The sequence below is a fragment of the Amycolatopsis sp. cmx-4-83 genome (assembly GCF_046548815.1).
GTDB classification, from domain to species: domain Bacteria; phylum Actinomycetota; class Actinomycetes; order Mycobacteriales; family Pseudonocardiaceae; genus Amycolatopsis; species Amycolatopsis pretoriensis_A.
In genome coordinates, this window is sequence record NZ_JAEBEF010000004.1 from 568643 (window position 1) to 587574 (window position 18932).

An 18932-nucleotide genomic window follows, 5' to 3' on the forward strand; every position below is an offset into this window, starting at 1 on the left:
CGCCGCCGACGATCACTCTAACTTCGGCTGCCATGACCGCACATGAGCACCTCGTCGCCCGGCGTGGCCGTCGATCCGGCATCACCACCATGGTCGCGATCCACTCGACCGCGCTCGGCCCCGCCGTCGGCGGCTGCCGCTTCAAGCCCTACCCCACGATCGAAGAAGCCGTCGGCGACGTCCTGCGGCTGTCGGAGGCCATGACGGCGAAGTGCGCCGTCGCCGGGCTCGCGTTCGGCGGCGGCAAGAGCGTCATCGCGCCGGAGCCCGGGCGGGTCCTTTCGCCCGGGGAGCGCCGGGACGTCCTGCTCGACCACGCCGACCTGATCGCCGAGTTCGGCGGTGCGTACCGGGCCGGCCCGGACGTCGGCACCGGCCCGGCCGACATGCTGGTGCTGCGCGAGGCCTCGCCGTACGCGTTCTGCACGCCCGAGTCCGCCGGCGGAACCGGTTCCTCCAGCGGCCCGACCGCCGCCGGTGTGCTCGCGGCGCTGCGGGCCGCCCTCGGCACGCCGGACGTGGCGGGACTCCGGGTGGTGATCAGCGGCTACGGCTCCGTGGGCGCGCACCTCGCGGCGAGCCTGCACGCGGCCGGCGCCGACGTCGTCGTCTCCGACATCGACCCCGCCAAGCGCGCCGACGCCGAGAAGAGCGGCCTGACCTGGACCGAACCCGGGAAAGCGCTCACCCTGACCGCCGACGTGCTGATCCCGGCGGCGGTCGGCGGCGTGCTCAGCCCCGAGACGGTCGCCCGGCTCGACACGCCGCTCGTCGTCGGGCCGGCCAACAACCAGCTCACCGCCGGCACCGTGGCCGACGACCTGGCCGCCCGCGGCGTGCGGTGGATCCCCGACTACGTCGCGAGCGCCGGAGGGATCCTGTACACACTCTCGCGCGAGGCGGAGGGCTTGGACCACGAGGCCGCGCTCGCCCGCGTCGAGACGATCGAGCAGACCGTCACCGATCTCCTGAAGGCCGCCGACGCCAACGCGACCACCCCGCTGCACGAGGCGGCCGCGCTGGCCGGGCGACGGCTCACTTCTGGTGCGGCGCCACGTACTCCCTGAAGTTCACGGCCTTCCGGCAGCCTCCCGCAGCGTCGCGAACACCTCGGGTGACGTCGTGAAGTCGCCGAGGCGGACCGGCTTGCGGTCGCCGTGGAAGTCGCTCGACCCCGTCGTGAGCAACCCCAGGTCCGCGGCCACTTCCCGGAGTCGCGCGCCGACCTCCGGTGGCTGCTCCGGGTGGTCGACCTCGATCCCGGCGAGCCCGGCCTCGGCCAGCGTGGCCAGCTGCGTGTCGGAGACCTCGGCCCGCCGCTTGACCGACCGCGGGTGGGCGAGCACCGCGACACCCCCGGCTGCCCGGACCAGCCCGATCGCGTCCGCCGTGGCCAGGACGTGCTTGGGCACGTCCGCGCGGCCGCCGTCGGCGATCCACTCCGGGGTGAAGGCGTCGGTGATGCCCACGGCGGCCAGCGCCGCGGCGATGTGCGGCCGGCCGAGCGACGCGCCCGCGGCGATCTCCTTCACTTGCGAAAGGGTGATCGGCGCGCCCAGCTCCCGGCATCGTTCGACCATCCGCACCCCGCGCCGGTCGCGGTCGGTGCGGATCAGCTCCAGCTCGGCGGCCAGTCCCGCGTGCCCGGGATCGACGAACAGCCCCAGCAGGTGCACCTCGGCGTCGTCGAGCCGGCACGAGATCTCGACGCCGGGGATCAGCTCGATGTCCGAAGCAGCGGACGCCGCGGCCAGCCCCGCGAAGGTGTCGTGGTCGGTGAGCGCGAGTACCGTCAGTCCGGCTTCGGCGGCGAGCCGGGGGAGCTCCGACGGCGGTGTCGTCCCGTCGGACGCCGTGCTGTGCGCGTGCAGGTCGATCGTCACCCGGCGGAGGATCTCACAGCCGTCGCACCCGGTGTGGCTCCCGACATACCCGGCTGGAGAGGTACGCGGGCGCCCGGTCGACTTGAATGGGGGTGTGGAGATCCTCACCGACGCCGCCACGCTCGCGCTTTACACGACCGACGCGTCCAACTACCGCCACGTGCCGCGCGGCGTGGTCCTGCCGGAGTCCGTCGACGACGTCGTCGCCGCGGTCGCCGAAGCCCGCGCCCGGGACCTGCCGGTGATCGCGCGCGGCGGCGGCACGAGCGTCGCCGGGAACGCGTGCGGGCCCGGGCTGGTCATCGACGCGTCCCGCCACCTCGGCGGGGTGCTCTCGCTGGACCCGGACACCCGGCTCGCGCGGGTGCTGCCCGGGACCGTGCTCGACGACCTGCAGGCGGTCGCGGCGCCGCACGGGCTGCGGTTCGGGCCGGACCCGTCGACGCACAGCCGCTGCACGATCGGTGGGATGATCGGCAACAACGCGTGCGGTTCGCACTCGGTGGCGTGGGGGCGCACGGTCGACGTCGTCCGCTCGCTGGAGGTGCTGCTCTACGACGGCACGCGGCTGCGGGTCGGGCCGGACGAGCCCACCGAAGGCCGGATCTTCGACGAGCTGCGGGCTTTGGTGCGCGACAACCTGGCGTTGCTGCGCAAGGAACTTTCGACGTGGCCGCGCCGCGTTTCCGGCTACGGGCTCGAACACCTGTTGCCGGAGAACGGCTTCGACGTCGCCAAGGCGCTCGTCGGGAGCGAGGGCACGTGCGTGACGATCCTCGAAGCGACCGTGTCCCTCGCCGAGCTCCCGGACCGGAAAGTGCTGGCGGTGCTGGGTTTCCCGTCCGACATCGCGGCGGCTGACGCGGTGCCGGCGATCCTGCCGTGGTCGCCGCTGACCGTCGAAGGCGTGGACGCCGAGCTGGTCGCGATGCTGCCGGGCCGCGCCGCCGACCTGCCGCCGGGTGGGGCGTGGCTGTTCGTCGAGCTGGCCGGGGACGACCCGGCTTCGCGGGCACAAGCCTTGGCGGCGTCCCTCGATCTGACGGGCTTCGCGATCGTGGACGACCCGGCCGCGCAGCGGGGGCTGTGGCGGATCCGCGAGGAGGGCGCCGGGCTCGCGACGCGGCTCGCCGACGGTTCGGAAGCGTGGCCGGGCTGGGAGGACGCCGCCGTCCCGCCCGAGCGGCTCGGCGCGTACCTGCGCGAGTTCAAGGAGCTCATGCGGGCGCACGGGCGTCGCAGCGTCGTGTACGGCCACTACGGCGAAGGCTGCTTGCACCTGCGGCTCGACTTCGACCTGCTGTCGGCTTCCGGCGTGGCGGACTTCCGGCGGTTCCTGGAAGAGGCCGCGGACCTCGTCGCGGCGCACGGCGGTTCGTTGTCCGGTGAGCACGGCGACGGCCAGGCGCGGTCGGAGCTGCTGTCCCGGATGTACAGCCCCGAGATGATGGACGTCTTCGCGCGGTTCAAGGGGATCTTCGACCCGGCCGGGCGGATGAACCCCGGCATCCTGGTGGCGCCCCGGGCGATCGACGCGGACCTGCGCGTGCGCTCGGCGGCACCGGCCATCGAGGACGCCGTGTTCCTCGGCTACCCCGAGGACCGGGGGAGTTTCGGGCAGGCGATGCGGCGCTGCGTCGGCGTCGGGAAGTGCCGCAACACCAGCGGTGGCGGCGTGATGTGCCCGAGCTACCGGGCCACCCGCGAGGAGCAGCACTCGACGCGCGGGCGCGCGCACCTGCTCGCCGAGATGATCAACGGCGAAGTGATCAAGGACGGCTGGCGATCGTCCGAAGTGCACGATGCCCTCGATTTGTGCCTGTCCTGCAAGGGATGCCTGTCGGACTGCCCGGTCGACGTCGACATGGCGACGTACAAGGCGGAGTTCCTGCACCAGCACTACCGGCGGCGGCTGCGCCCGGCGTCGCACTACTCGATGGGCTGGCTCCCGATGTGGCTGCGGCTCAGCGCGCGGGCACCGCGGCTGGCCAACTTCGTCGGGCGCTCCCGCTTGGCGGGCCTGGTGAAACGGCTCGGCGGGATCGCGGCGGAACGCGATCTGCCGTCGTTCGCGCCTTCGCCGTTCACCCGGTCGCGGGCCGATCTGCGCCGCCGCGCCTCGGGCGAGCGCCGGGTGGTGCTGTGGCCGGACTCGTTCAACAACTACCTGACGCCGTCGGTGCTCGACGCCGCGTACGAGGTGCTCACCGCGGCGGGCTACGACGTCGTGCTCCCCGACCGCGGAGTCTGTTGTGGACTGACGTGGGTGTCGACGGGCCAGCTCGGCGTCGCCCGGCGCGTGCTGGACCGGACCCTGGACGTGCTCGCGCCCTACCTGGCGGACGGCTACGAGGTGGCCGGCCTGGAACCGAGCTGCACGGCGCTGTTCCGCGGCGACCTCCCGGCGCTCATGCCGGGTGACGAGCGGGCCTCCTTGCTGGCGTCCCGCACGTTCACCTTCGCGGAGCTGCTGGAGCGGGCGCCGATCCCGTTCGCGGCGCTGGACGTGGACGCGATCACGCAGGTGCACTGCCACCAGCACGCGGTACTGGGCTTCGGCCCCGACGAGTCGGCCCTCGCGGCGGCGGGCGTCCGCAACACGACACTGGACTCGGGGTGCTGCGGCCTGGCGGGCAACTTCGGCTTCGAGCGCGGCCACTACGACGTGTCCAAAGCGGTGGCGGAGGACCGGATGTTGCCCGCGATCCGCGCGGCTTCCCCGGAGACGGTGGTGGTGTCGGACGGCTTCAGCTGCCGGACGCAGATCGAGCAGGAGTCGGGCCGCCGTCCGGTCCACCTGGCCGAGCTACTGCGGCGCGCCTTGCCCTGAGCCCCACCAGGTCGTCGCCAGTGCGTTCAGCGTAGGTGCCGGGGGTGCGGGCATTTCCCTGAAGTACCAAGGGAAGTTGCTGTAGACGTGCAGCAGCGCGTACGCCAGGCAACGGCGGGGATCGACCTGCTGCCCGTAGCCGTCGAGGAACCGGTGCAGGAGGTCGCCGTCGCCGCTCGTCACGAACAGGCCCACCGCCACGAAGTCGTACTCCGCGGCGCCGCGCATCGCGGGTTCGAAGTCGAACAGGCCGGTGATGCGGCCACCGTCGAGCATGACGTGGTCGCGCATGAACTCCGTGTGCAGCGGCACGACCGGCGGCGTCCCGAGGTCGACGGCGTCGAGGAACGCCGGGACCTGCGCCACCCACGTCTCGTCCAGCCCGGTCCGGCGGTGGTGGGCGACGGCCTTTTCGCGTTGTCCGGCGACGAACGCGGTCCAGCCGGCCGGCGGGAGCGCGGCCAGCCGCGGGTTGTCGAGCGCGTGCAGCGTGGCCAGCAGCTCGCCCAGTTCGGGCATCAGCCGCCGCCTGTCCTCAGTGGACAGTGCGGGCCAGGCTTCCTTGAGCGTCTGTCCGGGCAGGCGTGCCATCAGCAGCCAGCCCCAGCCGTCGTGCTCGCCCGCGTCCTTCAGCGCCGGCGTCGGCAAACGGCCGTGCAGCACTTCGAGCGCCGTGCGTTCGGTGGTGAGCTCGTCGCGGTACAGCGGCGGGTACAGCTTGAGGACCAGGTCGTCGCCGACGGCGTAGACCGGCAGCGAGCCCTCGGTGAACGGCACGACGTCGTCGCGGCCCAGCAGGCCGGTGACCGCGGGCAGCAGGCCGGCGCGGGTGAGCGCCGCGAACCCGGCCTCGGTCGTCGCGGGCGGGAAGGGCACCATGATCCCGACGGTAGGGCGGGTGTCCAGCGGTTATTCGCTGCGCTCCAGCAGCGTGCGCGTCGCGGTGAGCACGAGGCGGCAGACCTCCTCGGGGTCGGCGCTGGCCAGCGGCTCCTTGCCGGAGATCTCGCGGACCAGCGCGATGCCCATCAGCCAGGCGAGCGCGAGGTCGGCGCGCAGCTCGGCGTCCGGCGCGTCGGTCAGCGTGGCCAGCACGCGGGCGTACTCCTCGCCGATCTCCTGCCGGATCGCGGCCGCGACGCCGTCGCTGCCCGACGAGCGCAAGTACGTTTCCAGCGTCCGGTTCCGCGCGCCCTCCGGCGCCAGCATGCTGAGCAAGGAAGCGCTGAAGAGCCGCTCGGGCGGCGTGGCGGCCAGCTGTTCGCGCCCGTTGCGCGCGATGACCGCCTCGAACAGCGCTTCCTTGCTGCCGAAGTACCGGAAGAGCAGCGACTGGTTGACCCCGGCCAGCTTGGCGATGTCCCGCACGGTCGTCCGGTCGAACCCGCGCTCGGCGAACAGCTTCGCGGCGGCGTCCAGCAGCGCCAGCCGCGTCGCGGCCGCGTCCCGCTTCCGGCCGGGCTGTTCGCTCACCGGTGCAGGCTAACCGGCAAACCGGACGCGCGTGCGCCCGCCCTTACGAGCCGGTGAGGCGGATCGCGGCGGCCGGGCAGGTCAGCTCGGCCTGGCGGACCGCCTCCTCCTCGCCCGCCGCCGGTTCCCCGGTGAGGAGGACGACCGTGCCCGTCTCCTCGTCCTGGTCGAACGTGCCCGGCGCGAGCAGCACGCACTGCCCGGAAGCGACACAGCTGGCGGTGTCGGCGGTGATCTTCATCGGCTCACCACTCCACGGGGACGCGGTCGACGCCGCCGGCCACGCGGTTGGTGCGGACCCCGATTTCGTCGATCCCGACCGCGAGCCGCAGGCCCGGGAAGCGCCGGAACAGCTTCGGGAAGACCGTGCGCAGCTCGGTGCGGGCCAGGTTGGCGCCGATGCAGACGTGGGCGCCGGTGCCGAAGGCGAGGTGCACGTTCGGCGTCCGGTCCGGGTCGAACTCGTCGGGGTCGGCGAACACGGCCTCGTCGCGGTTGGCCGCGTCGCTGGAGATGAGGACGGCGTCGCCGCGGGTGATCCGGGTGCCCGCGACCTCGACGTCCTCGTGCGCGTAGCGCAGCAGGCCGGTGCCGCTGGTGGCGGTGAGCCGCAGGATCTCCTCGACGGTCTGCGCCACCTGGCCCTCGGGGTCGGCGGCGAACCGGTCGCGGCGGGCGGTGTCGGTGAGCAGGAACAGCGTGCCCATCGCGATCCGCGTCGACGTCGTCTCGTGGCCGGCGAACAGCAGCCCGGCTCCCATCCGCGCGAGGTCGTCGTCGGTGAACGTCGGGTCGTCGGCCTGCACGGCGACCATGTCGGAGATGACGTCGGGCTGCGGGTCCGCGCGCTTGGCCTCGGCCAGTTCCGTCATGTAGGCCTTGAACTCGGTCATCGCGGCCTGGGCGTCTTCGCCGCCGTCCATCATGGCGATCCGCTCGGACAGGCCGCGGAACTTCTCGCGGTCCTCGTAGGGGACGCCGAGCAGCTCGCAGATCACCAGCACGGGCAAGGGGAACGCGAGGAAGTCGGTGAGGTCGACCGGCGCGCCGGGGTCGGCGTCGCGCGCGGCCTGCAGGTCGTCGAGGCAGCGGTCGGTCAGCTCGGCGATCCGGTCGCCGAGGGCCCGCATGCGCGGCGCGGAAAAGGCGGGCGCGAGCATTCGGCGCATCCGCTTGTGCTCGCGCTCCTCGCTTTCGAAGTCCCCGCTCGGGCCGTCCTGCACGGCGGCGTAGGAGATCCGCGACGCCTGCTCCGGCGCCGGGTGCGACCGCCCGAAGCGCTTGTCGCGGAAGACTTCCTTAGCCTCCTCGTACGAGGTGATGAGCCACGCCGGATCACCCGCCGGGGTGAGCACGCGGCTCACCGGCGCCTGCCGTCGCAACGCTTCGTAGTCCGGCGCGATCTCGAGCGCGTTGCCGCGGGAGAAGGGGAGCCGAGGCGTTTGTTCGGTGGTGGTCATCCGTCGCTCCTGGGGTCGCGGTTCAGGTCGGAAAGCCAGCGGAGTTCGGCGTCGAACCGCCCGAGCACGTGCCGCAGCGCGGCCCGGCTCCACGGATCGGCCTGCCCGGCGGCGAGCTCGGTCAGCCGCCGGTGCTCGGCGGTCAGCGCCCGTTCCCGGACTTCGAGCACCCGCGCCCGTTCTTCCGGGCGCAGCCACCCGAAGTTGCCGACGCGCGCCAGGAATTCCTCCTGGCTGAGCGCCAGTTCGGGCGGGAAGTCCGCCAGCATGTCGTGCAGCAGCTCCCGCCCGACATCGGTGACGGTGTAGACGTGCCGCGGCGGCTTGGCCTCCTGCTCCTCGGCACTGCGGCTCACGGCGCCCGCGTCGACGAAGCGCCGAAGCGTGGGGTACAGCGAGTTGTTCGACAAGGTGTGCCCGGTCGAGGACTCCACGGCTTTGCGCAGTTCATAGCCGTGCATCGGTTCGCGGGCCAGCTTCGACAGCAGGAGGATCTCGATCCACACCTAGGTCACCGTAACCTAGTCCTTGGTGACCCGGCAATGGCTCACGGTGACAGGTGGGCGGAAACTTTCCGTTGCTGCGGTGACTGTTCGTACCCGGATCGGCGCTCGACGTGAGCCCTCGTCCTGTGTAGCGTTGTAAGCAGCTGCTTACAAACCTGGAGCACGGGGGTTCCGCATGACAGTCACCCACACCGAGCCGCTCTCGTACCCCTTCAACGAGGAGGCGGGCCTCGACCTCAACGAGGCCTACGCGGCCGCTCGGGCAGGCGAAGGCATGGTCCGGGTGAAGATGACCTACGGGGAGCCGGCGTGGCTGGCCACCCGGTACGCCGATGCCCGGCTCGTGCTGGGCGACCGGCGGTTTTCGCGCGCGATGGAGAAGGAGAAGGACGCGCCGCGGCGGATGCCCGTGCAGCGGGACGGCGGGATCCTGCAGATGGACCCGCCGGACCACACGCGGCTGCGGACGCTGGTCGCGAAGGCGTTCACCATGCGCCGCGTCGAACTGCTGCGGCCGCGCGTCGCTTCGCTGGCTTCGGAGCTGATCGCGGACATGAAGGCGGCCGGTGCGCCCGCCGACCTCGTCGACGCCTACGCGCTGCCCATCCCGGTCGCGGTGATCTGCGAGCTGCTCGGCGTCCCGGTCGCCGACCGGCCGAAGTTCCGCGTGTGGAGCGACGCCGCGCTGTCCACCAGCGGGCTCACGCCCGAGGAGTTCGAGCGCAACCGCGAAGAGCTGCGCGACTACATGCGCGGCCTGATCGCCGAGCACCGCGCGGCGCCGCAGGACGACCTGATGACCGCGCTCATCGAGGCCTGCGACGTCCGCGACCGGCTGACCGAGCTGGAGCTCGTCGACCTCTGCGTCGGCATCCTCGTCGCCGGGCACGAGACGACCGCGAGCCAGATCCCCAACTTCGTCTACGCGCTGCAGGACCAGCACGAGCACTGGGAGCGGCTGGTCGCCGAGCCGGATCTGATCCCGGCCGCCGTCGAGGAGCTGCTGCGGTTCGTCCCGCTCGGCGCGGGCGCCGGCTTCGCCCGTTACGCCACCGAAGACGTCGAGGTCGGCGGGGTGCTCGTGCGCGCCGGCGAGCCGGTGCTGGTCGCGGTCGGCGCGGCCAACCGCGACGGCCTGCAGTTCGACGACGCCGAGGAACTGCGCTTCGACCGCGGGGACAACCACCACCTCGGCTTCGGCCACGGCGTCCACCACTGCCTCGGCGCACCCCTCGCGCGGCTCGAACTGCAGGAGGCGCTGCGCGCGTTGGTCACCGAGATGCCGGGCCTGCACCTGGCCGGCGATATCGTGTGGAAGACGCAGATGCTCGTCCGCGGACCGCGGTCGATGCCGATCGGATGGTGACGATGAGCTGGGACGTGCGGATCGACGAACAGACCTGCATCGGGTCGGGCATGTGCGCCGCCCTGATGCCGGAGGTGTTCGCGCTCGAAGGGGCTGTCGCGCACACGCTGACGTCGTCGGTCGACGGCGACGAAACGGTGCTCGACGCGGCGGACTCGTGCCCGGCGATGGCCATCACGGTGACCGACGGCGGCCGCGAGATCGGCCCGCGGCCCTAGGGCCGGCCGGCGAGGTCTCCGGTGGGTGGCTCGACGACCCGGCGGAGACCTCGCGGCACTCGCCGGCCTAACCCGCCAACCGGGACCAGAACGCGGCCAGGGCGCGCGCCACCGGGTGCGGGTCGGTCACCGGCCACCAGTGCCCGGTGCCGGGCAGTTCGGCGATCTCGGCGCCGGCGGCCTCGCCCGCGGCCCGGTGCTGCGCGGGCGTTCCGCTGGCCTGGTCGACGTCCTCGAGGGCGATCAAGGCCAGGCCGGGCCGCTGCCGCGCCTTCGCGAGGCCGCGCCCCGCGTCGGCCATCACCGGCTGGGCGGCCGACCGCAGGAGCGAGAGCACCGCCCGCCCCATGCCGTCGTCCATCCCGGCGGCCACGCGTTCCGCGAACGGGCCGGTCATCCCGAGCGCGGTGACGACCGCCAGTCGCTGCTCGAACGTGCCACCGAAGATCTCTTTCACCGAGGTCTCGCCGGCTCCTTCCTGCTGCCACACCTGGGCCCGCGGGTGCCAGACGTAGCCCGGGTCGAAGAGGCCGAGCGCGTCCGATGCCCAGCTGCGGATCAGGTCCGGCCGGGTCATCGCGATTCCGGCGACGTGCGCGCCGCCCCAATCGTGGCCGACGAGATCGACGGGCTCCCGGAACTGCTCCAGCCGGGCGGCCAGCCATTCGCGGTAGCCCTCGACGGTGGCGGAGAAGCCGTCCGGCGCGGGCACCCCGAAGCCGGGCGGGGACAGTGTCACCGCGTCGTCCCGGCCGAGTGCGGCGATCAGCGGTCCCCACACGCCGGAGTTCTCCGGATTTCCGTGCACGAGCACCAGGGGAACAGTCATCTCTCCACTCCTCACTTGCGTGCATGTCTGCAAGTAAGTGTAGCAGCGGCCGGTGGGGCGAGCGCGGCTGGAAGTTACGGCGCGACGGCGAAGGCCGCGCGTACCGAGCGCGTCGCCTCCCGGATGAGAGCCGGGACGTTGCGCACCGGGGGCCGGGCGATGAGCTGCAGCCCGGTCCCGCGGACCAGCGCGACGACCAGTACGGCGGCGGCAGCCGGGTTCGCGTCGGGCCGGACGGACCCGTCGGCGACGCCCTGGCGGACCACGTCCGCCAGGAGCTGCCGGAAGTCGCTGTCCCGGCGGGCGAACAGCGGGGCCAGCACGGGGTCGGCCGCGATCGCCTCGCCCCACAGCTGCAGGAACGCGCGCGCCGACGGCGTCCGCCGCACGACGTTGCGCAGGTACGCCTCGACGATCCGCGCCAGGTGGTCCAGGCCGTCCCCCCGGTAGTCGGGGACGTCGAACCGCTGCGTCTCGTCGAGCAAGGCTTCCAGCAGCCGTTCCCGGCTGCCGAAGTGGTGGTAGACGATGCCGCGGCTGTAGCCGGCGGCTTCCCCGACCTCGGCGAGCGTGACGGCGCGGGACCCGCTGCGCGCGATGAGCGCCATCGCCGCGTCCAGCACGCGCCGCTCGGTCTCGGCGCGTCGTTGCTCCTGCGTTCGCCTGGTCGGCCGCTCGGTCATGCGTCGTGCTCCCTGACTGACGTCGTGATCGACGAAGTGTGCCACGGTCCGCCGGGATGCGACCTAGGGTGCCAGGCGCCCCCGCTCGGTCACCACGGCCGTGATCAGGTCGAACGGGGTGACGTCGAAGGCGGGGTTGAACACCTCGGTGCCCGGTGGCGTGACCGGGGTTCCGGCGTACTCGGTGAGTTCGCGGGCATCGCGTTCTTCGATCGCGATGCCCGCGCCGTCCGCCAGCTGGTCGTCCACAGTGGACGAAGGCGCGACCACGACGAACGGGACGCCGTGGTGCCGGGCGGCGATCGCCAGGCCGTAGGTGCCGATCTTGTTGGCGACGTCGCCGTTCGTCGCGATCCGGTCGGCGCCGACCAGTACGCAGTCGACCATCCCGCGCGCCATGGCGGCCGCGGCCGCCGAGTCGGGCTGGACGCGGTGGGGGACGCCGGCCTGCGCCAGCTCCCACGCCGTCAGCCGGGCGCCTTGGAGCAGCGGACGCGTCTCGTCGACCAGGACCTCTTCGACGAGCCTGCGTTCGTGCAGGTGCCAGACGACGCCGAGCGCGCTGCCCCAGCCGACGGTCGCGAGGCGCCCCGCGTTGCAGTGGCTCAGCAGCCGCAACGGCCGGCGCGGGCACTCCGCGAGCACGATCTCGGCGGCGTGCGCGGAAGCCGTCTTGTTGAGCTCTTCGTCCTCGGTCAGCAGGGCCAGCGCCTCGGCGAGGACGGCGTCCGCGCCCTGGTCGAGCTTGGCGAGCGCCCGCCGGACGCCCCAGGCGAGGTTGACCGCGGTCGGGCGCGCGTGCGCGATCAGCTCGGCGTCCGCCTCGACGTCACCACCCAGCCGGGCGGCCAGCGCGACCCCGAGCGCCCCGGCGGCGCCGAGCGCGGGCGCCCCGCGGACGGCGAGCCGCTTGACGGCGTCGACGAGTTCACCGACCGTCCGCAGCTCGAGCAGCCGGTAGTCCCCGGGCAGCGCCGTCTGGTCGATGATGACGACGGCGCCGTCGGCCCAGTCGATCGTCCTGCGCACGAACCCTCCCGCGAAATCCGGTTGCCGCACTGGTGAAGATGCGGTGGTGACCATTGAACGGCAGAACCCGCCCGGCCTGCACACGCCGCCGGGCTACCACCACGTGACGGTGACCACGGCGACGCGCACGGTCCACCTGGCCGGCCAGTGCCCGCTCACCGCCGACGGCTCGGTGGTCGAGGGCGGCGTGCTCGCCCAGACCGACCAGGTGGCCGCCAACACGGCGGCCGCGCTGGCGTTCGCCGGCGCCGGACCGGCCGACGTGGTCCGCACGGTGATCTACGTGGTGACCACCGACCGCGAGACGCTCTCGGCGGTGTGGGCGCGGCTGAAGGCGTCCTCGATCGGCGAGGCGTTCAGCTCGGCGAGCACCTTGCTGGGTGTCGCCCAGCTGGGGTTCCCGGGCCAGCTGGTGGAACTGGACGTGACGGCCGCGCTCGCGTGAAAGTGGTCAGAGTCCGGCCATCAGGTCCGTTTCCGTGATCCCCGGCCCCTGCCCCCACCGGATGAACCACTCCGTGCCGAAGGCGAACGCGAAGGCGTCGTCCGGCATCGCCAGCATGAACATCTCCTCGCTGATCTGACTGGGGTGCGCCCGCATCGCCGCCCGCTTGACCGACGAGTACTTCGCCACGTCGACCGCCGCCGTGATTTCCGCTTCCGGTTTGCCGAACTCGACGTTCTCCGGCGGTTTCGGGGCCGCCTCCGGCGGCATCAGGCCCTGCTCGACCGCCGCTTCGAAGCCGCGTTGCATGAATTCGCGGTTGAACGTCGCCTGGAAGACGCGGCCGGTGCCGGCCAGCTCGGCCGCGCGCATGCCGACGCGGTGGACCTGGATGTGGTCCGGGTGGCCGTAATCGCCGTTGTCGTCGTAGACCGTCAGGACGTCGGCCGATTCCTCGCGCAGGATCGCCGCGAGCTGCTCGGCCGCCTTTTCGACGTCGGCGCGCCAGAAGCACGACGGGTCGTCGTTCGTCGGTTCGCCCATCATCCCGGAGTCGCGGTAGCCCAGGAACTCGACGCGTTCGACGCCGAGGATCGCCGCGGCCGCGTGCGCCTCCTGGACCCGCCGGTCCTCGAGTTTTTCGCCCTCGGCGAGGAAGCCGTCGGGGACCTCGCCGACTTCGCCCTTGGTGGCGACGACGAGCACGACCCGGTGCCCGTCCTCGACGGCTTTGCGCATGACGCCCGCGGTGCGGAGGCACTCGTCGTCCGGGTGGGCGTGGAAGGTGACCAGTGTTGCCATGACTGCGACGCTACCGAAAGGGTCCGACAAATTCCGCTCGCCGCCGTGCGCCGGTTTTTGTCGGTGGGTGCCGCTAGCGTCCGTGCCCGTGACCGACGACGAGAAGAGCACGCTGCTGGCGTTCCTGCGGGCGCAGCGCGAAAGCGTTCTGGCGATCCTCGACGGGCTCGGGGAGGAGGAGCTGACGAGGCCGGTCCTGCCGTCCGGCTGGACGTCGCTCGGCATGGTGGAGCACCTGGGGTACGCCGAGCGGCACTGGTTCCAGGAGATCGTCACCGGCTCGGCGGATCCCCTGTCCTGGCCGGACGACCACCGGCCGCTGACCACGCCACGGCGTCCGGAGGCCGTTTTCGCGTTCTACCGCGAGCAGTGCCGCCGGTCCGACGAGGTGTTCGCGGCGACGCCGTTGTCGACGCCGCCGCGGGCGCGCCACCCGGGTTCGCTCGGCGAGGAGATCACCGACCTGCGCGGGGTGGTGCTCCACGTCATCGAGGAGACGGCGCGGCACGCGGGCCACCTCGACGCGGCGCGCGAGCTGCTCGACGGCCGCACCGGGCTGGGGCCGCGTTAGCCGGCCTGTTCCTTCGAGCACCACCAGGTCGAGCGGCCGCCGACGGTGCCGTGCGCCATTTCGGCACCGCACCGCGGGCAGTGGTCGCCGGCCCGGCGGTGGCCGATGATCTCGCCGGTGTGCACGCCACCGTGCTTGATCGCGGCGCGCAACGCCTTCCGCAGCGCCTTGTGGAGGCCGGTGAGCTCGTCGTCGTCCAGGTCGTTGACCGGTCGTGCCGGGCTCAGCGCGGCTTGCCAGAGGGTCTCGTCGGCCAGCAGGTTCCCGATCCCGGCGACGACGGACTGGTCCAGCAGCCGGGCCTTGAGCGGCGCCCGCCCCCGCCCGACGCGCTCCCGGAAGTCCGGGCGCGAGATCTCCCCGGCGTCCGGCCCGAGCGCGTCGAGATCGGGATCGAGCCGCACCCGGCTGAGCCGCCGGGTGTCGAAGAGCCGCAGCTGTTCGCCGTCGGCGAAGGTGATCGCGAACCGGAACCACTCGGGCTTCTCGTCGCGATCACGCCGCCGCCGGGGCGGCCCGCTCTCGTCGCCGAACCGCAGCTGCCCGGCCATCCCGAGGTGCAGGCCGAGCGTGGGACCGGGTTTCCCGCGGTCGTTTTCGGTTTCACACCACAGGGTTTTCCCCCGCCGGTGCGCTTCGGTGAGCATGCCGCCCCGCAGCGCGCTCCGGATGTCCCCGGGCGCGTGCGGGCGGCAGACCCAGTCGTCGTGGTCGTCGACCTCCCGGATCTTCCGCCCGAGCGCCCCGGCGAGGACTTGACGGGCGAGTTCCACTTCGGGCAGTTCCGGCATCGCCCCAGTCTGCCGACTGCGGCGGGGGTTCGCAGAAGTCAGGCCGTCCAGACACCGGTGAACAGGGCCATCTCGACGCGATCCGGTTCGTTGCCGTACTCCGGGCGCCGGGCCTGCTCGGCGGCCCAGCGCAGGTAGTCCGACCAGGTGCTGCTCCACCACGCCGTGGTGTACTTCCCGGCCGGGCCCGCTTCCCCGGGCAGGCGCCTCGCCACGACCCGGTCGAGGATCAGCGGCTGGACGCCCCCTTCGCCGCGGCGGTACCCGGCGAAGTAGAGAAGCTTCGTGAAGAACGCCGCCCCGAGGCCGCGGACCTTCGCGGTGGTGCCGAACCGTTCGTAGCTGTCGAGCAGCACGTCCGGGGTGACGTCCGCCCGGAGTCCGGCCAGCGCCGCTTCCAGGCGTTCGGCCGCGCCCGGCTGCTCCAGGACCCGGCTGGTCCGGTGGGGTCCGTAGCCGCGGATCCCGTGGCCCCACGCCAGTACCCCGGCCGTGAACTGCAGGGTCGGAACGTCCAGCGCCCGCCAGCGATCCGCGAGTGCGAACACGTCGGCACGCCGGACCTGGCCGTCGAGCGCGAAGTCTTCCGGCCACGCGCCGGGTGGGAGCCGGGCCGCCCACCGCTGCGGGTCGACCAGGATGGCCTCGGGTTCGCCGGGCAGAGCAACGTGGGGCATGAGCAGGTAGTCGGGTTTCCGGCTCCGCTCATTACACGGTTCAGGACAGCTCGGCCGCGGCGGTCGTCTCCCACGCGAAGCCGTCCGGGTCGGTGAACGCCGCGCCCCCGACCGCGATGCGGTGCGAGCCCGTTCCCTCCGGGGAGACGCCCGCGTCCTTCGCCAGCGCCTTGCGCCGGTACAGCGCCAGCTTGACCGGGCTCTCGCCGGTGTCGAACTCCACGTACACGCGCCCGAAGCTCTTGCCGACCGGGAAGCCGTGGTCGCTGTAGAACTTCTTGCTCGCCGCCACGTCGGCGACGCCCAGCAGGAGCACGACCGGGCCGAACTCGCGGGTGGCCGGGCCCGTGTTCTTCTTCGCCGACGTCGCTATCTTCCAGATCGTCCCGTCCGGGGCCTGTACGACCGCGCCATAACCCCACATGGACTTCGCGGGCGCCTTGAGCGTCGTCGCGCCGGCCTCGAGGGCCGTGCCGACCAGGGAATCGACGTCCGCGGGCTGGGCGACGACCAGGGAGAGCGTGAAGCCGCGGAAGCCGGTGGACGACTCCTGGCCGGCGCGGAAGCGCAGCGGGAGGGCCGGCCCGAAGGCGGCGGTGTGGAAGCGTTCGGCGGCGGCGGGGTCGGCCACCTCGAGGGTGATGGTGTCGATGTTCGTCATGCCGGTAACGCTAGGTCCGCCCCCGTGACCGGCGCTTCTCGATTCCTGACCGGTCCGCGCTAAACCGTTCGGCCCAGTCGCGCGTGGTCCACCCGACCTGGCACGGCACGGAGAGGACGGCGATGGGGTTCGCGGAACAGCTGGACGAGACGGTCGAACGGATCATCGACGAGGCGATCGAGTTCTTCATGACCTCGCGCGGCTGGCAGCGCAACATCCACGGCAACTACGAGCAGTGGCCGGCCACCAACGGCGCCGAGATCACGCCGCCGGGCCGTCCTTCCCGGACCTCGGGCGGCCAGGTCCTGAGCGGCGGCCTGCCCGGGTACGCCGACGGGCTCGACCACGGGTCCGGCCCGAACGCGGGCTCGCAGGTCTACGGGTACTTCGAGACGACGATCCGGGACCTGTTCCGCCCGTGGCGGTCCATCCCGGACCCGGCGGACTTCGACGCCTACCTCGACCAGGTCCGCGACGCCGCCTGGTACGTGTCGCTGACGAGCGCCGCCGACCGGGTCAGCTCGGTCGGCAACGCCGCGCTCGACACCGTCGGCTACCTGCAGGAGAAGATCGGCGGCGAAAACATGCGCGGCGCCACGATCTTCGCGTTCGACCAGAACTTCTGCACCCCGCTGCCGACGGTGCTCCACGGCCAGTACGCCGTCGCGCTGCTGGCCGGCGTGACGTTGTGCGGCGAGAAGGAGATCTGGGCGAAGGCGCGCGAGGACGTCCACGCCATCGCCGACAAGATGCACGCGGCCATGAAGGACCGCGGCTCGGCCGTCGCCGACCTCGGCACGATCACGGCGTTGTTCGCCCTCGCGGCGGCGTTCCCGACCCCGGCACAGCCGATCCTGGCCGGCGTCGGCGCGGCGCTCCCGGCGCTGGAAACGCTGCTCCACGCGGGCGACGAGCCGAACAAGCAGCCGGTCGAGTTCGCCGGCGGCACCCCGGAGAAGGTGATCGCGAGCGCGGGGGAGGCGTTGAAGACGCTCGCGCGCACGATCCGCGGCTGCGAGGACGACATCAAGGGCAAGATCAAGGACGGCATGGACACCGTCACGCGGCGGTCGAAGTCGTTCGCGATGCCGAAGCCGGCTCTGCTCGAAGCGGTCGACGTCAGCGGGATCAAGGTCGACCTGGAGGTGCTGCACTTCCTCGCCACCGACACGCTGCCGCAGATCGAAAAGCAGATCAACGAGGGCGCGGACCTCGTCTACTGGGGTTCGATGTGCGGCGCGGCCTGGTACCGGCCGAGCGACCTCGGCGTCTCCGACACGACGGACGGCCCGTTCCCGGCGTGGCAGGAACTGGCGGCGCTGGCCGGCAACCTGATGTCCGACCTTGCCTGGGAGGTCAAGGAGAGCGCGGCCCACCTGCAGATCGCGGCCGACCGCCACGGCCGCACGGAGGCCGAGATCACGGAGTCCCTGCGCCGCCACGCCAAGAAGCTCGAAGGCTTCGCCGGCCACGACCCGATCGGCACGGCGACGAGGTGGCTGAACGAGCACCCGTGATAAACCGTTGGACGGCTGCGCGCGGGTTTTGGTAGCTTGCCATCGAACCGTGATCTTGCCCGAGGAGGTGGTACCCGTGAACGTTGGATCGTCGTGGGTGCTCCCCTCGTTGTCACGGTCTGGCGGCTGACGCAGGGGCCGCCGGGAGCGCTGTGAGCAAGCACTCCCGAAAGGCTTTTCCATGGATTCTCCGCATTCCGAGCCCGCTGCGGTCATCACGCGGGTGGCGGAACACCACTGGCACGCACTGTCTGCCGACCGCGTGGTCGGCCGGGCCGAAGCGTCCCGGCGCCCCGACGGGCGCCTGTTCCTGAGCATCGACACGTGGCACACCGACGACTTCGCGCGGCTGGCGTCGGCGATGCTGCCGGCGTTGCCCCGTCCGCTGTACACCGTGGTCGACGAGGCCGACGACGGGTTGAAGTCCTGCTGGGAGCACGCCGGTTTCACGACCCGGCGGCGTGAGTTCGAGTACGTCGTGGCCACTGCCCCGGCGACTGTTCCGCCTGGGGCGACGATCGGGCCCGCGGCGGACCAGGATCTGCTGCGTTCTCTCGACGACGTCGTCCGCGCCGAGGTTGAGGCTTCGGCAGGGTGGTCTTCCATGCCCGCCGAGGTGTTGCCGCGTCCCGCTGTCCTGGACTTGGCGAAGTACGTGGTGGCTTCGGAAGCCGGGCACTACGTGGGCTTGGTCCGGTTGGGCCCGGTGCGGCGTCAGACCCGGATCGGGTTGATCGCGGTTCGCGCCGATCATCGGCGTCGCGGGATCGGACGCTCCTTGCTGACCCATGTGCTGGATTCCTTGCACCGCCGGGGAATCGAGTCCGTTTCGTTCGAAGTCGACGAGGGCAATGCGACGGCGATCGCGTTGGTCCAGGGCTTCGGGGCGCGCCGGATGGGCAGCACCGTCGAGCTGGTGGTGCGCTGATGGGCGGCAAGGGAAGGATCGAAGTCGAGGGCACGGTGCTGGAGTGCCTTCGTGACGCGACTTTCCGCGTGGAGCTGGAGAACGGGCACAAGGTGCTCGCGCACATCAGCGGGAAGATCCGGAAGAACTACATCAAGATCCTGCCGTTCGACCGGGTGCTGGTGGAGCTGAGCCCGTACGACCTGAACCGCGGGCGGATCCTGTTCAGGTACCGGAATTGATTCATCGCCGTCGCCGGGCTCCGGCCTGGCGACGGCGTCCCGG

The 18932-nt window shown here is 72.1% G+C and carries 22 protein-coding genes; 9 read left to right on the forward strand and 13 right to left on the reverse strand.

Going from position 1 to position 18932, the window contains the following annotated elements; all coding sequences use genetic code 11:
- The first annotated feature begins 32 nt into the window (after positions 1–32).
- A complete protein-coding gene (locus ACLJQM_RS15130) occupies positions 33–1067 on the forward strand; it encodes a Glu/Leu/Phe/Val dehydrogenase dimerization domain-containing protein (RefSeq protein WP_410631729.1) in 1035 nt (344 codons plus the stop codon).
- A 3-nt stretch (positions 1068–1070) separates the two neighbouring features.
- Here ACLJQM_RS15130 and ACLJQM_RS15135 read toward each other — a convergent pair whose 3' ends face one another.
- On the reverse strand, positions 1071–1883 hold the full coding sequence (locus ACLJQM_RS15135; protein WP_410631730.1) for a PHP domain-containing protein: 813 nt from the start codon (positions 1881–1883) through the stop codon (positions 1071–1073).
- Between the two features lie 94 nt (positions 1884–1977).
- Between ACLJQM_RS15135 and ACLJQM_RS15140 the strand changes: the two genes are divergently transcribed.
- A complete protein-coding gene (locus ACLJQM_RS15140) occupies positions 1978–4713 on the forward strand; it encodes an FAD-binding and (Fe-S)-binding domain-containing protein (RefSeq protein WP_410631731.1) in 2736 nt (911 codons plus the stop codon).
- On the opposite strand, the gene ACLJQM_RS15145 is transcribed toward ACLJQM_RS15140, so the two are convergent.
- Genes ACLJQM_RS15145 through ACLJQM_RS15165 form a run of 5 tightly spaced genes read right to left on the reverse strand, consistent with a single transcriptional unit; the run spans position 4690 to position 8152 of the window.
- Positions 4690–5592, reverse strand: coding sequence for a phosphotransferase family protein (locus ACLJQM_RS15145; RefSeq protein ID WP_410631732.1), 903 nt, complete (start codon positions 5590–5592; stop codon positions 4690–4692). The two genes, ACLJQM_RS15140 and ACLJQM_RS15145, sit on opposite strands and share 24 nt — an antisense overlap.
- A gap of 30 nt (positions 5593–5622) precedes the next feature.
- Complete coding sequence (locus tag ACLJQM_RS15150; RefSeq protein WP_247019983.1) at positions 5623–6186, reverse strand: TetR/AcrR family transcriptional regulator; 564 nt, start codon at positions 6184–6186, stop codon at positions 5623–5625.
- 43 nt (positions 6187–6229) lie between these two features.
- Complete coding sequence (locus ACLJQM_RS15155; protein ID WP_360777172.1) at positions 6230–6427, reverse strand: ferredoxin; 198 nt, start codon at positions 6425–6427, stop codon at positions 6230–6232.
- A 4-nt stretch (positions 6428–6431) separates the two neighbouring features.
- Positions 6432–7646, reverse strand: a complete 1215-nt coding sequence (locus ACLJQM_RS15160) for a cytochrome P450 (protein WP_410631733.1) — start codon at positions 7644–7646, stop codon at positions 6432–6434.
- Positions 7643–8152: a PadR family transcriptional regulator gene (locus ACLJQM_RS15165; RefSeq protein ID WP_410631734.1), complete on the reverse strand. Its 510-nt coding sequence runs from the start codon at positions 8150–8152 to the stop codon at positions 7643–7645. The genes ACLJQM_RS15160 and ACLJQM_RS15165 overlap by 4 nt, the downstream gene beginning before the upstream one ends.
- Before the next feature lie 175 nt (positions 8153–8327).
- Here ACLJQM_RS15165 and ACLJQM_RS15170 point away from each other — a divergent pair, with 175 nt between their 5' ends.
- The gene (locus ACLJQM_RS15170) at positions 8328–9518 is read left to right on the forward strand and encodes a cytochrome P450 (RefSeq protein WP_410631735.1); all 1191 of its coding nucleotides are present in this window, start codon (positions 8328–8330) and stop codon (positions 9516–9518) included.
- 2 nt (positions 9519–9520) lie between these two features.
- A complete protein-coding gene (locus tag ACLJQM_RS15175) occupies positions 9521–9736 on the forward strand; it encodes a ferredoxin (RefSeq protein ID WP_410631736.1) in 216 nt (71 codons plus the stop codon).
- Positions 9737–9803: 67 nt separating this feature from the next.
- Here ACLJQM_RS15175 and ACLJQM_RS15180 read toward each other — a convergent pair whose 3' ends face one another.
- From ACLJQM_RS15180 to mtnA, 3 genes are all read right to left on the reverse strand, one after another.
- A complete protein-coding gene (locus tag ACLJQM_RS15180) occupies positions 9804–10565 on the reverse strand; it encodes an alpha/beta fold hydrolase (protein ID WP_410631737.1) in 762 nt (253 codons plus the stop codon).
- 74 nt (positions 10566–10639) lie between these two features.
- The gene (locus ACLJQM_RS15185) at positions 10640–11248 is read right to left on the reverse strand and encodes a TetR/AcrR family transcriptional regulator (protein WP_360777162.1); all 609 of its coding nucleotides are present in this window, start codon (positions 11246–11248) and stop codon (positions 10640–10642) included.
- 63 nt (positions 11249–11311) lie between these two features.
- Positions 11312–12277 carry an S-methyl-5-thioribose-1-phosphate isomerase gene (mtnA, locus tag ACLJQM_RS15190; protein ID WP_410631738.1) on the reverse strand — a complete coding sequence of 322 codons (966 nt, stop codon included), beginning with the start codon at positions 12275–12277 and terminating at the stop codon, positions 11312–11314.
- 46 nt (positions 12278–12323) lie between these two features.
- On the opposite strand from mtnA, the gene ACLJQM_RS15195 reads away from it, so the two are divergent.
- Positions 12324–12722 (forward strand): RidA family protein, encoded by a 399-nt coding sequence (locus ACLJQM_RS15195; RefSeq protein ID WP_410631739.1) that lies wholly within the window; start codon positions 12324–12326, stop codon positions 12720–12722.
- A 6-nt stretch (positions 12723–12728) separates the two neighbouring features.
- On the opposite strand, the gene ACLJQM_RS15200 is transcribed toward ACLJQM_RS15195, so the two are convergent.
- Positions 12729–13523: a PIG-L family deacetylase gene (locus ACLJQM_RS15200; protein ID WP_247020003.1), complete on the reverse strand. Its 795-nt coding sequence runs from the start codon at positions 13521–13523 to the stop codon at positions 12729–12731.
- Between the two features lie 88 nt (positions 13524–13611).
- On the opposite strand from ACLJQM_RS15200, the gene ACLJQM_RS15205 reads away from it, so the two are divergent.
- Positions 13612–14094: a DinB family protein gene (locus ACLJQM_RS15205; RefSeq protein ID WP_410631740.1), complete on the forward strand. Its 483-nt coding sequence runs from the start codon at positions 13612–13614 to the stop codon at positions 14092–14094.
- Here ACLJQM_RS15205 and ACLJQM_RS15210 read toward each other — a convergent pair.
- From ACLJQM_RS15210 to ACLJQM_RS15220, 3 genes are read right to left on the reverse strand one after another with little or no spacing between them, the layout of a single operon-like run.
- A complete protein-coding gene (locus ACLJQM_RS15210) occupies positions 14091–14885 on the reverse strand; it encodes an Fpg/Nei family DNA glycosylase (protein WP_410631741.1) in 795 nt (264 codons plus the stop codon). The genes ACLJQM_RS15205 and ACLJQM_RS15210 overlap by 4 nt on opposite strands.
- A gap of 38 nt (positions 14886–14923) precedes the next feature.
- Positions 14924–15562 carry a hypothetical protein gene (locus ACLJQM_RS15215; protein ID WP_360777153.1) on the reverse strand — a complete coding sequence of 213 codons (639 nt, stop codon included), beginning with the start codon at positions 15560–15562 and terminating at the stop codon, positions 14924–14926.
- Between the two features lie 40 nt (positions 15563–15602).
- Entirely contained in the window at positions 15603–16223 is a 621-nt protein-coding gene (locus ACLJQM_RS15220; protein ID WP_410631742.1) for a glyoxalase, read from the reverse strand.
- 122 nt (positions 16224–16345) lie between these two features.
- Between ACLJQM_RS15220 and ACLJQM_RS15225 the strand changes: the two genes are divergently transcribed.
- The 3 genes from ACLJQM_RS15225 (at position 16346) to infA (ending at position 18889) form a co-directional block, all read left to right on the forward strand.
- Positions 16346–17740 (forward strand): hypothetical protein, encoded by a 1395-nt coding sequence (locus ACLJQM_RS15225; protein ID WP_360777149.1) that lies wholly within the window; start codon positions 16346–16348, stop codon positions 17738–17740.
- A 262-nt stretch (positions 17741–18002) separates the two neighbouring features.
- Positions 18003–18668, forward strand: a complete 666-nt coding sequence (locus tag ACLJQM_RS15230; RefSeq protein ID WP_410631743.1) for a GNAT family N-acetyltransferase — start codon at positions 18003–18005, stop codon at positions 18666–18668.
- Complete coding sequence (gene infA / locus ACLJQM_RS15235; RefSeq protein ID WP_410631744.1) at positions 18668–18889, forward strand: translation initiation factor IF-1; 222 nt, start codon at positions 18668–18670, stop codon at positions 18887–18889. The genes ACLJQM_RS15230 and infA overlap by 1 nt, the downstream gene beginning before the upstream one ends.
- Positions 18890–18932: the final 43 nt, after the last annotated feature.

Bases quoted from the DNA above. Each gene is read 5' to 3' on its own strand.
- ACLJQM_RS15130 (WP_410631729.1), top strand. From the start codon at position 33: ATGACCGCACATGAGCACCTCGTCGCCCGGCGTGGCCGTCGATCCGGC.
- ACLJQM_RS15145 (WP_410631732.1), bottom strand. From the start codon at position 5,592: ATGGTGCCCTTCCCGCCCGCGACGACCGAGGCCGGGTTCGCGGCGCTC.
- ACLJQM_RS15155 (WP_360777172.1), bottom strand. From the start codon at position 6,427: ATGAAGATCACCGCCGACACCGCCAGCTGTGTCGCTTCCGGGCAGTGC.
- ACLJQM_RS15160 (WP_410631733.1), bottom strand. From the start codon at position 7,646: ATGACCACCACCGAACAAACGCCTCGGCTCCCCTTCTCCCGCGGCAAC.
- ACLJQM_RS15170 (WP_410631735.1), top strand. From the start codon at position 8,328: ATGACAGTCACCCACACCGAGCCGCTCTCGTACCCCTTCAACGAGGAG.
- ACLJQM_RS15175 (WP_410631736.1), top strand. From the start codon at position 9,521: ATGAGCTGGGACGTGCGGATCGACGAACAGACCTGCATCGGGTCGGGC.
- ACLJQM_RS15180 (WP_410631737.1), bottom strand. From the start codon at position 10,565: ATGACTGTTCCCCTGGTGCTCGTGCACGGAAATCCGGAGAACTCCGGC.
- ACLJQM_RS15185 (WP_360777162.1), bottom strand. From the start codon at position 11,248: ATGACCGAGCGGCCGACCAGGCGAACGCAGGAGCAACGACGCGCCGAG.
- ACLJQM_RS15200 (WP_247020003.1), bottom strand. From the start codon at position 13,523: ATGGCAACACTGGTCACCTTCCACGCCCACCCGGACGACGAGTGCCTC.
- ACLJQM_RS15210 (WP_410631741.1), bottom strand. From the start codon at position 14,885: ATGCCGGAACTGCCCGAAGTGGAACTCGCCCGTCAAGTCCTCGCCGGG.
- ACLJQM_RS15215 (WP_360777153.1), bottom strand. From the start codon at position 15,562: ATGCCCCACGTTGCTCTGCCCGGCGAACCCGAGGCCATCCTGGTCGAC.
- ACLJQM_RS15220 (WP_410631742.1), bottom strand. From the start codon at position 16,223: ATGACGAACATCGACACCATCACCCTCGAGGTGGCCGACCCCGCCGCC.
- ACLJQM_RS15225 (WP_360777149.1), top strand. From the start codon at position 16,346: ATGGGGTTCGCGGAACAGCTGGACGAGACGGTCGAACGGATCATCGAC.
- infA (WP_410631744.1), top strand. From the start codon at position 18,668: ATGGGCGGCAAGGGAAGGATCGAAGTCGAGGGCACGGTGCTGGAGTGC.